This is a genomic window from Pseudofrankia inefficax (assembly GCF_000166135.1).
GTDB classification, from domain to species: Bacteria; Actinomycetota; Actinomycetes; order Frankiales; family Frankiaceae; genus Pseudofrankia; species Pseudofrankia inefficax.
Genome location: NC_014666.1, coordinates 1733241 through 1746656 on the forward strand (window position 1 = coordinate 1733241; position 13416 = coordinate 1746656).

Sequence of the window (13416 nt, forward strand, 5' to 3'; positions counted from 1 at the left end):
GGCGCGTCAGTCCCAGGTCGGAAGAACGTCTCCGGCCAGCTGGACCAGCAGGACGGCGATGTCGTCTTGCTGGGGCTCGTCGCCAGCGACCTCTCGGATGAGCGTGTCGGCGAGCTCCTCCAGCTCGGCGCGGGCCAGGCCGGTGCGGGCGGCGCCGGCGGCCGGGGCGTACCCGGCGAGGCGCGCGGCCGCCAGGCCGATGCCATCGTCGATGTCCTGGCCGCGTTGCTCGACCAGCCCGTCGGTGTAGAGAAGCAGGGTCGAGCCGGCGGGGAACGGGACGCTGACCTCGTCGCGGCCTCGGGTGGCCGTGACGCCCAGCATGATCGACTGGGCGCCGGTGAGTGGTCGCACCGCGTGTTCCCCGGTTCCGCCGAGGCTCAGCAAAGGCGGGAGGTGACCGGCATTGGCGTAGGTGAGCGTCGCCCCGCCGCCGGCCGGGTCGGGCTCCAGGATGGCGAAGAACGCGGTCGCGAAGCTGTCCATGGCGAGGCCCTGGACGAGCCGGTCGAGGCGGTCGAGTACCTCGCCGGGACCGACCAGCTCCCAGGCGTAGGCCCGCAGGGTGCTGCGGAACTGCGCCATCGCCGCGGCCGCGGGCAGGTCGTGGCCCATGACGTCACCGATCGCGAGCCCGACCTTGCCGCCGGGCAGCAACAGGACGTCGTACCAGTCGCCGCCGACTCGAGCCGTGTCGCTGGCCGGAAGGTAGCGGGCGGCGAAGGTCAGTCCGGGAATATTCGGCATGTCGGGCAACAGGCTGCGCTGCAACGTCTCGGCGACGGCGTGCGCGCGCCCGTACAGGTGGGCGTTCTCCAGCAGCAGGCCGGCCCGGCGGCCCAGCTCGACGGTCAGGTTGAGGTCGTCGCGGTCGTAGTGGTGCCTGGACGCCGTCGTGCTGATCAGACGCAGCGTGCCGACGGCCCGGCCGCCGGCGGACAGTGGCACCGCGATGATCGAGCGTGGCCGCAGCCGGCGGTAGGCGTCGAGCTGCGCCGGGCAGGTGGTGGCCGCGGCCAGGTCGGCCTCGCTTACCTGGGAGATCAGGACCGGCTGCCCGGTAGCAAGGATCTGGCCGACGAGCCCCCGCGCCGGGCCCGCGGGCTCGCCGGCCGCCTCGGCCGCGATGAAGGCGGCGACGAGCCCACCGTCGAGGCCGCTGAGGGCGATCCGACCCGACCCCTCGCCACCGGCCAGGTCACCGGCGAAGTCGACTCCGGCACCCTCGGCCCCGGCCAGGTCGACCACGGCCAGGTCGGCCAGCCCCGGCACGAGCACGTCGGTCAGCGCCCGCAGGGCGGCCGGAGCCCGCCGGAGCGCGCTCACCATGCCGTTGGTCGCCGCCCAGAGCAGTTCCAGCCGCCCCCGCGCGGCCTCCTCGACCCGGGTGGCCAGCTCCGCGGAAGACCGGGTGCGCCGCTCCCGGGCGAGCAGTTCCTCCCGTTCGGCCCTGGCCTCGACCCGGGCGGTCACGTCGTCCTGCACGCCGACGAAATGCGTGAGCCGACCGTCCCGGTCGAAGACAGGAGCCAGCACGATCTCGTTCCAGAAGGTGCTGCCGTCCTTGCGGTAGTTGAGCAGCTCGACCCGGGCTGGGCGCCGCTCCCGCACGGCGTCACCGAGCTTCGCGGCCGTCGCGCGGTCACTGCGCGGCCCTTGCAGGAACCGGCAGTTACGCCCCACGGCCTCGGCGAAGGGGTAGCCGGTCGTCCGGGTGAAGGCGTCGTTGACCCAGATCAGCGGGGTGTCGGGCTGGTGCGGGTCGGCGATCGTGAAGCTCACGTCGATGCTCTGCAGGGCGCGCAGGTGAAGGTCGGCCGTGGCTCCTGGCTCCTCGCCGTGGGTGCTCCGCCGATCCCGCCGCGCACCCACCCCGTCACTGTAGGTCCACACCGAGCCGACGGCCGGTCGAGCGAGATCGGCGCCGCTCCTGGCCCGCCGTTCTCTAGGGTTGGCCGGCGGGATGCCAGCGTTCCTGGTGGATCGCCTGACGCAGCGGGCGTCGGTGCGCCCAGCCGTGGCGTTCGAGGTCGGGGACGGTCTCGTGGTGGGTGACCGGTCCGAGGCACAGCCACGCGACGGGCCGGATGTCCGCCGGGATGCCGAGCAGCTCACGGACGAACGTCTCCCGGTAGAAGGAGACCCAGCCGACCCCGAGGCCCTCGGCCGTGGCCGCGAGCCACAGGTTCTCGATCGCCAGGCAGACCGAGTACAGGCCCGCGTCGGCGATGGCATGGCGGCCCAGGACCGCCGGTGCCCCGCGTCGCTCGTCGTAGGTCACGATGACGGACAGGGTCGACTCGAGCACCCCGTCGATCTTGATCCGGCTGAAGTCGGCGGCCTGCCGCTCGTCCAGCGAGGCGGCGAAGACCGCCCGCTCCTGGTGGACGTGGCCGTGGAAGGCCGCCTTGGTCCGCTGGTCGGCGACGAGGATGAAGTCCCAGGGCTGGCTGAGGCCGACGCTGGGCGCGGCGTGCGCGGCGGTGAGCACCCGGTCGAGCGTCTCGCCGGGGATTGGCGCGCCGGTGAACTGGCCGCGCACGTCCCGCCGCTGGTGGATCGCGTCGTACACGGACGCGGGCAGAACAGGTGTAGGCATGACAGGCTCCCGCCGTCTGGCCGCCCTGGCCGGCTGCTACACCGGGGGCGGCACCCGTGCGGGGCCGGTCTTCGGACTCCCGGATCGACGCCGGCTGTCCGCCTTCCCAGGCCCTGAGGCCCAGTGGCTGCGCGTGGCGCGTGGACAGCGACTTCCCGGTTACCGCGGCGGGCCCGTGCCGGACTCACACCGGCTTCCCGATTCTCCCCGGTCGCCCGGGGCACCCCACAAACGATGCCGTCGGGCACGTTATCAGGGCTTGGCGCGGTCCGCCCGCCCGTCGGGAGCGGATGATGGGGCCGGCGGCCAACACGGCTGGCGCAAAAAAAGGGGGGAGTACGCACTCCCCGCCACTCTTAACGTATAGCGCACCTGGGGGCTTGCGGCAAGACCCGGGTCGTACCGCAGAATCGGCGGTCGGCCCAGAACCTGCGGATATTGAGGACCCTGAATGCGTGTGCTGTTGTCGATGTTGCCGGTGTTGCCGATGTTCCAGGGGGGCTGACGTGTCCCCTCTGACCACGAGCGCGTTCGACCTCCCGGCGCACCTCGCCGCCAAGGCCGACCCGGCCCTGATCGCCGGCGACGAACAGCATTTCGTGGCGATCGCGGACAGCCTCGCGGAGTCGATCGCCGACCTGTCCGACCGCCTCGACGCCGAGCGCCGGGCTCCCGGCGGCAAGGGCCAGGCGGCGATGGACCGGGACCTGGAGGTCCACCGGCTGACCGCCCGGCTGCGCACCCTGCGCCGCTTCGGCCTGGACCTCTGCCTCGGCCGCATCGTGAGCGCGGACAGCCCGGAGCCGGTGTACGTCGGGCGGCTCGGCCTCACCGACCGCGCCGGGCGCCGGCTGCTGCTCGACTGGCGCTCGCCCGCGGCGGAGCCGTTCTTCGGGGCGACCCACGCCAACCCGATGGGCCTGGCCAGCCGCCGCCGGTACCGCTGGGCCCGGGGCCGGATCAGCGACTACTGGGACGAGGTGTTCACCTCGGACGGGTTCGAGGGCCATGCCGCCCTCGACGACCAGTCCGCCTTCATCGCCAGTCTGGGCGGCAACCGCACCGCGCGGATGCGGGATGTGCTCGGCACGATCCAGGCCGACCAGGACGCCATCATCCGGGCCGGATCGCGCGGCGCGCTCGTCGTCGACGGCGGTCCGGGCACCGGGAAGACCGTCGTCGCGCTGCACCGGTCCGCCTACCTGCTCTACTCCGACCCGCGCCTCGGCCACCGCCGGGGTGGGGTGCTGTTCGTCGGCCCGCACCAGCCCTACCTGGCCTACGTCGCCGATGTCCTGCCCAGCCTCGGCGAGGAGGGCGTGCAGACCTGCACCCTGCGGGATCTCGTCGCCGAGGGCGCCACGGCGACGGTCGAGGCCGACCCGGCGGTGGCCCGGCTGAAGGCGTCCGCGGACCTGGTGAAGGCGATCGAGGCGGCCGTCCGGTTCTACGAGGAGCCGCCGACCGAGGGCATGACGGTCACCATCGACGGCGCCGACACCTGGCTGAGCGCCGAGGACTGGGCCGAGGCGTTCGAGGCGGCTGAACCGGGCCTGACCCACAACGAGGCCCGCGACAAGATCCTGGAGGCGCTGCTCACGATCCTGACGGACAAGCAGGCCGGCGACCTCCCGCCACGGCTGCTGCGCCGCGCGCTCCTGCAGAACAAGGAGCTGCTCGGGACGCTGAACAGCGCCTGGCCGCTGCTGGAGGCGGCCGACCTCGTCGCCGACCTGTGGTCGGTCCCCGCCTACCTTCGCAAGTGCGCCCCGTGGCTGTCAGCGGCCGACGTCCAGAGGCTGCGGCGCCGGGACGCCCAGGCCTGGACGGTGTCCGACCTGCCGCTCCTGGACGCGGCCCGCCAGCGGCTCGGCGACCCGGCTGCCTCCCGGCGCCGACGTCAGCGCTCGGCTGCCGTCGCCGCGGAGCGCGAGGGGATGGCGCGGGTCGTCGACAACCTGATCCAGTCCGACGACGACGGCGAGGGCGTGGTGACGATCCTGCGCGGCGAGGACATCCAGACCCACTGGGTGGACGAGGACGCGCTGGCCGAGCCGGACCGGGACGTGCTCGCCGGGCCGTTCGCGCACGTCGTCGTGGACGAGGCCCAGGAGCTCACCGACGCGGAATGGCAGATGCTGCTGCTGCGCTGCCCGTCCCGCAGCTTCACCGTCGTCGGGGACCGGGCGCAGGCCAGGCACGGGTTCACCGAGTCGTGGCGGGAACGGCTCGGCCGGGTCGGGCTCGACCGGGTCACCCTGGCCTCGCTGAGCATCAACTACCGGACGCCCGAGGAGGTCATGGCCGCGGCCGAGCCCGTCATCCGCGCCGTGCTGCCGGACGCCAACGTGCCGACCTCGATCCGCGCGAACGGCCGTCCCGTCGTCCACGGATCCGTCGCCGAGCTGGGCTCGATCCTCGACGGCTGGCTCGCCGAGAACGCCGACGGGATCGCCTGCGTCATCAGCACCCGTGCCGACCAGGCCCAGACGTTCCCGGCGACGCCGCGCGTCCGGTCGTTGACGCCCGAGCTGTCGAAGGGTCTCGAGTTCGACCTGGTCGTCCTCATCGACCCGGAGACGTTCGGCACGGGCATCGAGGGAGCCGTCGACCGCTACGTCGCGATGACCCGGGCGACCCAGCAGCTCGTCATTCTGACGAGCTGACCTCCTGGCCGGTGGGGTCGAGGCCGCGGAAGAAGCGCACCACCGGCGGCGGGCTGAGCTGGACGCGTTCCGGCCGGGACATCGTGCCCGACGCCTGCGCGAGGCCGAGCGCGGCCTTGGCCGCCTCGACGTCACCGTCGATCTCGTAGACCGCGAGGAAGGTGTCGGAGTCGAGGGAGGCCAGCCGGCGGGCGGAGACGAAGCCGTCCACCTTGAGGATCTCGGGCAGGTGCGTCTGGTCGTACCACTCGTGGTAGGCCGCGAGCTCCTCGGGCGAGCTGGGCCGGGATTCGACGATGAGCAGGCCGCTGGGCATGCGGAGGTCCTTTCGGTCGTGGTCAGGCGCCTTCGTTGTCAGGCGCTCTTGTGGACGTGGCCGTCCTTCATGACGAACCGGACGTCCTGGGTGGCGGTGATGTCCTGGGTCGGGTCGCCGGGCACGGCGATGATGTCGGCGAGGTAGCCGTCGCGCAGGCGGCCCAACTCGTGGTCGCGTTCGATGAGCTCCGCGCTGGTGACGGTCGCCGCGCGCAGGGCCTGGAGCGGTGTCATGCCGCGGGCGACCAGCGCGGCCAGTTCCTTCGCATTGTCGCCGTGCGGGACGGCCGGTGCGTCGGTGCCGCAGGCGATCTTCACGCCGGCGGCGATGGCCTTGGGGAGCATGGCCCTGGCCTGGGGAAACACCACGGCGGCCTTCGCCTGGAGCTCCGGCGCCGCCCGCGCGATGTCCATCGCGTCGGTCAGGTAGGTGGTGGACACGAGGAACGTGCCGGCCTCGGCCATCAGCTTCAGCGTCTCGTCGCTGGCCAGGAAGCCGTGTTCGACGCAGTCGATCCCGGCCTCGACGCAGGCCCGGACGGCCCGGTCGCCGACCGCGTGGGCGGCGACCCGGATGTCGGCCCGGTGCGCCTCGTCGGCGATCGCGGCCAGCTCCTCGTCGGAGTACTGCTGGGCGCCGGGGCCGGTGCTGTGCGACATCACGCCGCCCGAGGCGGACACCTTGATGACCTTGGCGCCGTGCCGGATCTGGTAGCGCACGCAGTGGCGCACCTGGTCGACGCCGTTCGCGATCCCCTCGCCGACGCTCAGCGGCATGATCCCCGGAGCCAGCCGCTGGAACACCGTCGGGTCCAGATGGCCGCCGTACGGGGTGACCGCATGGCCGGCCGGGACGATCCGGGGGCCCTCCACCCAACCCTGGTCGACGGCGCGTTGCAGCGCGACATCCAGGAGGTAGCCGCCGGTCTTGACCATCAGGCCCAGATTGCGGACGGTCGTGAACCCGGCCAGCAGGGTCTTGCGGGCGTTGATGGTCGAGCGCAGCGTCCGGTACGCCGGGTCGTCCTGAACGCCGTGCATCGGCAGCGGCAGGCCCGTCGGGGTCTCCGGTCCGCCGATCAGGAGGTTGAGCTCCATGTCCATCAGTCCGGGCAGTAACGTCACGTCGCCCAGATCGAGTTCCGTCGCCCCGGTGGGGAGCTGCTCCGGGTTGATCCCGGTGATGCGGTTGCCCTCGACCACGATCACCGCGGGGGACCGGACCTCGTCCGCGTCGAGGTCCAGCCAGCGGTCGGCCCGCAGGACGATCGGCCCGGTCACGGCGTCGGCTCCACGAAGCAGTCGAAGCTCGTCGCGCCGGTATCCGGGACCCTCGGCTGATGCCAGATCTCGACCGGGAACGACGCCTGGACCATCGAGTAGAGCAGGTACAGCAGGTTCAGCGCGTCGTCCGGCAGGGCGTCGTACGGCAGCTTCTCCAGGTAGGCCATGGCGTCCTCGGCGCGCGGGGTGATCGCGGCGTAGAAGGCCTCCATCTCCTCGGTCGTGCTGGCCAGCCGGGTGCCGTAGCGCTCGGGTTCGCTGGGCAGCGCCCACTTCGCGGCGAACGGCTCCAGATCGGCAAACTCCACCGGCAGCAGAGTGCCCGTGCTGTCGGTGCTCACCGGGACGCCCCCTCATAGTTTTCGATCCACTCGCGCACCTCGGTGTGCAGGGCGCGGCAGAGGATCTCCTGGTCGTTCAGCAGGAAACGGTCGACGTACCGGGTCTCCAGCATCGACTGGGTGGCCTCCAGTGTGTTGGCGTCCTGCAGGGCGAACTCCTTGAACGTCACCGCCGACATCTCCTGGGAGATCCGCTCACGGACGTTCGTCGCCGGCAGGAAGTAGACGTTGCCCTCGAAGACGTGCGTGTTGTGCGACGTCGGCCAGTAGTTGTAGGTCAGGTACCAGCCCTGGCTCCAGATGAGGATCACGAAGTTCGGGAAGAGCTGGAAGGAGTCCAGCCCGTGCGGGTCGCACTTCGCCGGGTTGACGCCCTTCGGCATCTCGCCGAGGTCGACCTTGTCCCACGGGCCGAAAAGACCGCCTCGGGTGAGGCGCTCCATCGGTTTGATCAGGTCGTCGCCCATTTCCCAGAACCGGACGCCGGACGTGCTGACCAGCCGGTGCGGGGGCTCGATCTGGTAGTGGGGCGCCTCGAAGCCGGCCTGGACGGCGGCCTTCGAGTACTTCTCCGGCGACTGGTTCCCGTGCAGGACGGGCGCGTGGTAGAACTCCGCGAACGCGTCCATGAACAGCTTCCAGTTCGCGCCGACCGTGGTGCTGTACCCGAAGCGGGCGGTCATCCGGTCGAACGGGTAGCCCTCCAGGTCGGTCACCATCGGCCCGAGGAACTCGCGCAGCGACTGCGACGGCTCCCGGGAGAAGTTCACGAAGATGAACCCGGCCCAGACGTCGCAGTGCACCGGGGCCAGGCCCCACTGGCTCTTGTCGACGCCGAAGAACTCGCCCTCCTGCTGGATGAACGTGAGCGAGCCGTCGAGGTCGTAGCGCCAGCCGTGGTACTTGCAGGCGAACTGGCGGCAGATGCCCTGGCTCTCGTTCTTCGGGTCCTCGGTCCAGACCAGCTTGTTGCCGCGGTGGCGGCACATGTTGTGGAACGCGCGAACGGTGCCCGTCTTGTCTCGGACGACGACGATCGACGCGTGGGCTGCCTTGATCTCCTTCGTGAAATAGCTGCCGACGCGGGGCAGCTGCTCGACCCGTCCGACGTTCAGCCACGCGCGCTTGAAGACGGCCTCCTTCTCGCGCTCGAAGTACTCGGGCGAGATCGAGTCCTCGTAGGACACCGGACCGGTGCCGAGGCTCGGGTAGTGCTCGGTCCAGCTGCCTTCCGGCGGCTTCGGGAAACGCGGCATGCTTCTCCTCCTTCGGGGTCGAGTTACGGGGCGTCGGGTTACGTGGCGTCGAGGCGGGTCGGGTGCGCGGCCGGGTCGGTCCACGGGACGGGTGGGGAGTCCGCGGGCGGCGCCAGGCCGGCGCTGTTGAGGACCATGGCGAGGCAGACATAGCTGCCCACGACGAAGATCAGTTCCAGCAGCTCGCGCTCGTCGAGCTCGCCGGCCAGGCGGGCCCAGAGGACGTCGTCGAGCACGTGCTGGTCCACCAGCTGATCGACGGCGGTGAGCAGGTCACGGTCGCGCCCGGACCATCCCTCGGCCTCGGCGCCGACCCCGACGGTGGCGACCTCCGCCTCGGTCAGGCCGGCCTCCTGCCCGAGGCGGACATGCTCGGCCCACAGGTAGCGGCTGCGGGTCCGCACGCCTACCCGCAGGATCAGCAGCTCCCGGTCGCGCGGCCGCAGAGAGCCGTCCTCCAGCAGGCGGCCGCTGAAGGCCAGCCACGGGCCGCCGATCCGGGCATGGCGGGCCAGCAGGCCCAGGACCGGTGGCATCGGCGGCGCGTCCGGTTGGCCGGTCAGGTAGCGCTCGGCGCGGGCGAGGTGGCCGCGCAGCAGCTCCCGGTCCGCCTCGTCCCACTCGGCCGCCGGAAGCGGGCCGATCCGGGTGGCGGGAGCCCCGGTCAGCGCGTTCGTGCCCGTCACAGCACCTGCCCGCCGTTGACGCCGAGGATCTGCCCGGTGATGAACCTGGCCTCCTCGGAGGCGAGGAACGCGACCGCCGCCGCGAGGTCGTCCGGGGTGCCGAGGTGGCCCAACGGGATGGTCCCGGCCATCACCTCGTTGGACGGCAGGTTCCCCGCCGCCTGGTCGCGGTGCTGCATGGGCGTCTCGATGCCGGACGGCGGGATGCAGTTCACCGTGATGCCGTCGGCGGCGTAGGCACGGGCCAACGACTTGGTCAGTGTGAGGACACCGCCCTTCGCGGCGGCATAGTGCGCCATCTTCGGCGAGCCGCGCTGGGCGCTGGACGACGAGATCAGCACCATGCGGCCCCAGTGCGCCTCGACCATGTCGGGAAGGGCGGCCTGGCAGCAGTGGAACGTGCCGGTCAGGTTCACCTCGATGACCCGGTTCCAGCTCGCCAGCGTGATCTCGTGGAACTCCTCGAAGGCGACGAGGCCGGCGCTGGTCACCAGGATCTCCGTCGGCCCGAGCGTCGCGCGGATCTCGGCGAAGGCGGCGTCGAGGCCGGCCCGGTCGGTGACATCGACGCCCACCCCGATCGCCCGGGTGCCGTCGGCGACCAGCTCCTTCGCCACCCTGTCCGCGCCCGCACCGTCGAGGTCGAGCACGGCGAGGCGGTGGCCGCGCGCCGCGAGGTGATGGCAACTGGCCTCGCCGATGCCGGACGCTCCGCCGGTGACGACCGCCACCCGGGAGCGCGGCGTGCTGCTGAGCGCCATCGCTGGGTCCTTCCTCATTCGTAGATCACGGTGGCGGTGACGGACGTGGCCGGCGTGGCCCGGCAGGGGCGCGGCCGGCCCGCGGCGACCTCGACACCCGCGCCGCGTTCGCCGGTCTGTGCCGTGCTGCTTGTCACGCCGGCCCAGCCCACCACGTGCCTTCTTCCTGGCTGCCAGGGTGTTCTTCAATCGACTAACATTGTTCTCCGCATGACTAACATGGCGCTCGGCCGGGGGCAAGCGCCCCGACGGCGGCGATCGGCGCGAAACTGGGGGACCGGGCTGCGGGAACCGCGGGAGGATGGACATGGCGCCGGCACGGCGGAGCGTCGTCGATGAGTCGAGCACGCGGACGGCGCTGCTCGACGCCACCGCGGCGCTCATGCTCGAGGAGGGCTACGCCGCCGTCACCACCCGCCGGCTGGCCCAGCGGGCCGGCGTCAACAACGGGCTCGTCTACTACTACTTCGGCACGATGGACGGCCTGTACCTCGAACTGTTCCGCCGCGGCGCCGAACGCAGCCTGGCCCGGCTCAAGGAGGCGTTGCGGGCCCCACAGCCGCTGTGGTCGCTCTGGGAGCTGACGCAGGACTTCTCCAGCAATGCGCTGACGATGGAGTTCATCGCGCTGGCCAACCACCGCAAGGCGATCAGGACCGAGATCGCGTCCTACTCGCGGACCTTCCGGACCCTTCAGCTCGACGCCCTCTCCGGCGTTCTCGCGGGCTACGGGCTCGACCCCCAGCGGTGGCCGCCGGCGGCGTTGATCGTCATGATCGCCGCGGTCTCCCGGTTCCTGCACATCGAGGACGGGTTCGACGTCGACATCGGCCACATGGAGCTGACCGCCGTGATCGAACGCGAGATCCGCGCGCTGGAGGGCGACCGTGGCCCGACGCGGGAGACATTGGCCCACCAGGTCGGCTAGTCAACGGATCGGCTCGTTGCCGAACACCGTCGTGCGCAGCAGTTCCCGCGACGAATTGGGGTCGTAGGGCGACGCGCGGTGCACCACACCGGTGTTGTCCCAGATGACGGTGTCTCCTACCGACCACGTGTGCCGATAGGTGAGCCCGGCCGCGGTCGTGTGGTCGATCAGGCGCCGCAGCAGTGCGTCACTCTCTTCGACGTCCATCCCGACGATGTGGCTGGCGTGGGCGCCGACGACCAGGGATCTGCGGCCGGTGCGATGCGTCCAGACCAGCGGATGGGTCGAGGTCGGCCGGCGCCGCCACCGCTCCAGCTGGTCCGGCGTCGGGTCGGGGTAGACCGCTCGCTGGGACGCCTCGAACGTGTGAACCACCCGGAGCGCGGCGAACCGCTCCTTGTCCGCGTCGCTGAGCGCCTCGTAGCCGGCGTAGGTGCTGGCGAACTCGGTCTCCCCGCCGGTCGCCGCCACCTGCTTGGCGGACAGGATCGTCGCCTTCTGCGGCGGTTCACCGTGCAGCGGCATGCAGCCGTCCATGTGCCAGGCGAACGTGCCCTTCAGATAGTCGGCCGAGGTGTTCTTCGACTTGTCCAGCGTCACCCGGTAGATGCCCCGCACCGGGTGGTGGCCGTACTCGAAGTCGATCTCGCCGAGACGGCGGCAGAACGCGACCTGGTTCTCCGGACCGAGGTCCAGGCCCCGGAAGACCAGGACGCCGAACCGCTCCAGCGCGTCGAGGACCGCCGCCGCGGCGGCGTCGTCGTGCGCGAGCTGGTCGGCGTCGACGCCGCGTACCTCGGCGCCGACGGTCGCGGCCAGTGGCTCGCAGGTGAGGGTCGCGGTCACGGGGTGGGCTCCAGGTAGCGGTCGAAGTAGGCGGTTCCGCTGTCGATGACCCTGGGCTGGTGCCAGACCTCGACGGGCAGTGAAACCATGATCAGTGAGTAGGTCAGGTAGAGCAGGTTCAGCTGCTGGTCGGGCAGGTCGGCCAGCGGGAAGCCGTCGAGATAGGTCATGGCCTCGGCCACCCGCGGGTAGGCGGCGGCGTAGAACGCCTCCATCTCGGCCATCGGGCTGTTCACCCGGGTGGCATACCGGGCCGCCTCGGTCGCGAGGCTCCATCTTTCGGCGAACGGTTCGAGATCGGCGAACTCGGCTGGCAGCAACGCGTCGCTCACGCTCGGGCGTCCTTTCCGTCGCGCAGGTACGCCTCGACCCAGTCGCCGACCACCTTGTGGTGGTGGCGGACGGTGAGTTCCTGGTCGGACAGCGGGAACTTGTCGATCGCCCTGGATTCCAGGCCCATCTGCGTCCCGTCGAGAGTGGCGGCGTCCTGGAGGGCTGCCTCCTTGGAGACGACCGCGGTCACCTCATGGCGAATCCGCTCGCTCGCGGTCCGGGCCGGCGGGAAGTAGTAGGACATCTCCCAGTCGTGGGTGCCGACGGACGTCGGCCAGTACTGGTAGGTGAGATACCAGCCGCGCTCGTAGACCAGGATCACGAAGTTCGGGAAGATCTGGAAGTTCGAGATCGACCACGGCTGCAGGTTGCCCGGGTTGAGGCCGGGCGGCAGGTTCGCGGGGTCGAGCTCGGGAATGTCCGGCCGGTCCCAGGGGCCCATCAGGCCGGACCGGGTCGCGTGCTCGATCGGGTACATCTGGTCAGGCGGCGTGAGGTGGCGCGGCACGCCCTTCCAGCCGCCCGTGCTGACCAGCCGGTGCGGCCCGTCGATCTGGAAATGCGGGATCTTGTAGCCGCTCTCGAAGCTGCGCAGCGACGGGACCTGCTGCTGTGCATGCAGCACCGACGCGTGGTAGTACTCCTGAAAGGCGTCCAGGAAGATCTTCCAGTTGCTGGAGATCTCCGACTTGAACGCATACCGCTCGCCGCACAGGTGAAACGGGTAGCCCTCCAGGCCGAGCACCATCGGCCCGAGGAAGTCACGCAGCGACTGGCTCGGCCGCTCCGCCAGGTTGACGAAGACGAAGCCCTCCCAGACCTCGCAGTGCACCGACACCAACGGGAAGTCGGCCTTGTCGAAGTCGAAGAACTCCTCCTCCTGCAGGACGAACTTCAGGGCCCCGTCCACGCCGTAGCGCCAGCCGTGGTACTTGCACATGAACTGCCGGCACACCCCGCTGGACTCGGTCCGTGGCGTGTGGTCCCAGACCAGCTTGTTACCGCGGTGGCGGCACACGTTGTGGAAGGCGTGGATCTCGCCGGCCAGATCCCGGGTGACGAGCAGCGAGGTCTTCGCGACCGCGAGCTCCTTGGTGAAATAGCTGCCCTTGCGGGGCAGCTGCTCGACCCGGCCCACGTTCAGCCAGGCCCGGCGGAAGATGGCCTCGCGTTCGAGCTCGTAGAACTCGGGCGAGATCGAGTCCTCGTAGGACACCAGACCGGTGCCCAGGTCCGGGTAGCGCTGCGTCCACTTGGCCGGCGGCGTGGCGAGTTGCGCCATGGCCATCCCTCCGTCGAGGTCACGCCTCGATCCCGATCGAGGCGTTCTTCAGCTGACTAACAGCTTGTTCCCCAAGTGACTAACATGGCCGTCGCGGCCGGCGCAAGGCCCGGCCG

The 13416-nt window shown here is 70.9% G+C and carries 14 protein-coding genes and 1 riboswitch; of the genes, 2 read left to right on the plus strand and 12 right to left on the minus strand.

All coding sequences use genetic code 11. The features are described from left to right. Positions 1-6: 6 nt before the first annotated feature. Together FRAEUI1C_RS06910 and bluB are read right to left on the minus strand one after the other, a co-directional pair. Entirely contained in the window at positions 7-1872 is a 1866-nt protein-coding gene (locus tag FRAEUI1C_RS06910) for a GAF domain-containing SpoIIE family protein phosphatase (RefSeq protein WP_157734839.1), read from the minus strand. 73 nt (positions 1873-1945) lie between these two features. Then, the gene (bluB, locus tag FRAEUI1C_RS06915; protein ID WP_013422573.1) at positions 1946-2599 is read right to left on the minus strand and encodes a 5,6-dimethylbenzimidazole synthase; all 654 of its coding nucleotides are present in this window, start codon (positions 2597-2599) and stop codon (positions 1946-1948) included. A gap of 45 nt (positions 2600-2644) precedes the next feature. After that, positions 2645-2842: riboswitch (cobalamin riboswitch) on the minus strand. Positions 2843-3105: 263 nt separating this feature from the next. Here bluB and helR point away from each other — a divergent pair. Continuing rightward, positions 3106-5265, plus strand: a complete 2160-nt coding sequence (gene helR / locus FRAEUI1C_RS06920) for an RNA polymerase recycling motor ATPase HelR (protein WP_013422574.1) — start codon at positions 3106-3108, stop codon at positions 5263-5265. Here the strand turns inward: helR and FRAEUI1C_RS06925 are convergent. The 7 genes from FRAEUI1C_RS06925 to FRAEUI1C_RS41570 are packed head-to-tail and all read right to left on the minus strand — an operon-like array spanning position 5249 to position 10048. After that, positions 5249-5581, minus strand: a complete 333-nt coding sequence (locus FRAEUI1C_RS06925; RefSeq protein WP_013422575.1) for a DUF4286 family protein — start codon at positions 5579-5581, stop codon at positions 5249-5251. The two genes, helR and FRAEUI1C_RS06925, sit on opposite strands and share 17 nt — an antisense overlap. Before the next feature lie 38 nt (positions 5582-5619). Next, the gene (locus tag FRAEUI1C_RS06930) at positions 5620-6864 is read right to left on the minus strand and encodes a metal-dependent hydrolase family protein (RefSeq protein WP_013422576.1); all 1245 of its coding nucleotides are present in this window, start codon (positions 6862-6864) and stop codon (positions 5620-5622) included. After that, on the minus strand, positions 6861-7208 hold the full coding sequence (locus FRAEUI1C_RS06935; RefSeq protein WP_013422577.1) for a hypothetical protein: 348 nt from the start codon (positions 7206-7208) through the stop codon (positions 6861-6863). Before FRAEUI1C_RS06935 ends, FRAEUI1C_RS06930 begins: the two co-directional genes overlap by 4 nt. Beyond that, positions 7205-8464 (minus strand): aromatic ring-hydroxylating oxygenase subunit alpha, encoded by a 1260-nt coding sequence (locus FRAEUI1C_RS06940; RefSeq protein ID WP_013422578.1) that lies wholly within the window; start codon positions 8462-8464, stop codon positions 7205-7207. Before FRAEUI1C_RS06940 ends, FRAEUI1C_RS06935 begins: the two co-directional genes overlap by 4 nt. Positions 8465-8502: 38 nt before the next feature. Then, positions 8503-9150, minus strand: a complete 648-nt coding sequence (locus FRAEUI1C_RS06945; protein WP_013422579.1) for a carboxymuconolactone decarboxylase family protein — start codon at positions 9148-9150, stop codon at positions 8503-8505. Continuing rightward, the gene (locus FRAEUI1C_RS06950) at positions 9147-9911 is read right to left on the minus strand and encodes an SDR family NAD(P)-dependent oxidoreductase (protein WP_013422580.1); all 765 of its coding nucleotides are present in this window, start codon (positions 9909-9911) and stop codon (positions 9147-9149) included. Before FRAEUI1C_RS06950 ends, FRAEUI1C_RS06945 begins: the two co-directional genes overlap by 4 nt. A 14-nt stretch (positions 9912-9925) precedes the next feature. Then, positions 9926-10048, minus strand: coding sequence for a hypothetical protein (locus FRAEUI1C_RS41570; protein WP_269724393.1), 123 nt, complete (start codon positions 10046-10048; stop codon positions 9926-9928). A gap of 170 nt (positions 10049-10218) precedes the next feature. Between FRAEUI1C_RS41570 and FRAEUI1C_RS06955 the strand changes: the two genes are divergently transcribed. Then, the gene (locus FRAEUI1C_RS06955) at positions 10219-10839 is read left to right on the plus strand and encodes a TetR/AcrR family transcriptional regulator (protein ID WP_013422582.1); all 621 of its coding nucleotides are present in this window, start codon (positions 10219-10221) and stop codon (positions 10837-10839) included. Here FRAEUI1C_RS06955 and FRAEUI1C_RS06960 read toward each other — a convergent pair whose 3' ends face one another. The 3 genes from FRAEUI1C_RS06960 to FRAEUI1C_RS06970 are packed head-to-tail and all read right to left on the minus strand — an operon-like array spanning position 10840 to position 13300. Then, entirely contained in the window at positions 10840-11685 is an 846-nt protein-coding gene (locus FRAEUI1C_RS06960; protein WP_013422583.1) for a TauD/TfdA dioxygenase family protein, read from the minus strand. Continuing rightward, a complete protein-coding gene (locus tag FRAEUI1C_RS06965; RefSeq protein WP_013422584.1) occupies positions 11682-12017 on the minus strand; it encodes a hypothetical protein in 336 nt (111 codons plus the stop codon). The genes FRAEUI1C_RS06960 and FRAEUI1C_RS06965 overlap by 4 nt, the downstream gene beginning before the upstream one ends. After that, positions 12014-13300, minus strand: coding sequence for an aromatic ring-hydroxylating oxygenase subunit alpha (locus FRAEUI1C_RS06970; protein ID WP_013422585.1), 1287 nt, complete (start codon positions 13298-13300; stop codon positions 12014-12016). Before FRAEUI1C_RS06970 ends, FRAEUI1C_RS06965 begins: the two co-directional genes overlap by 4 nt. Between the last annotated feature and the right edge of the window lie 116 nt (positions 13301-13416).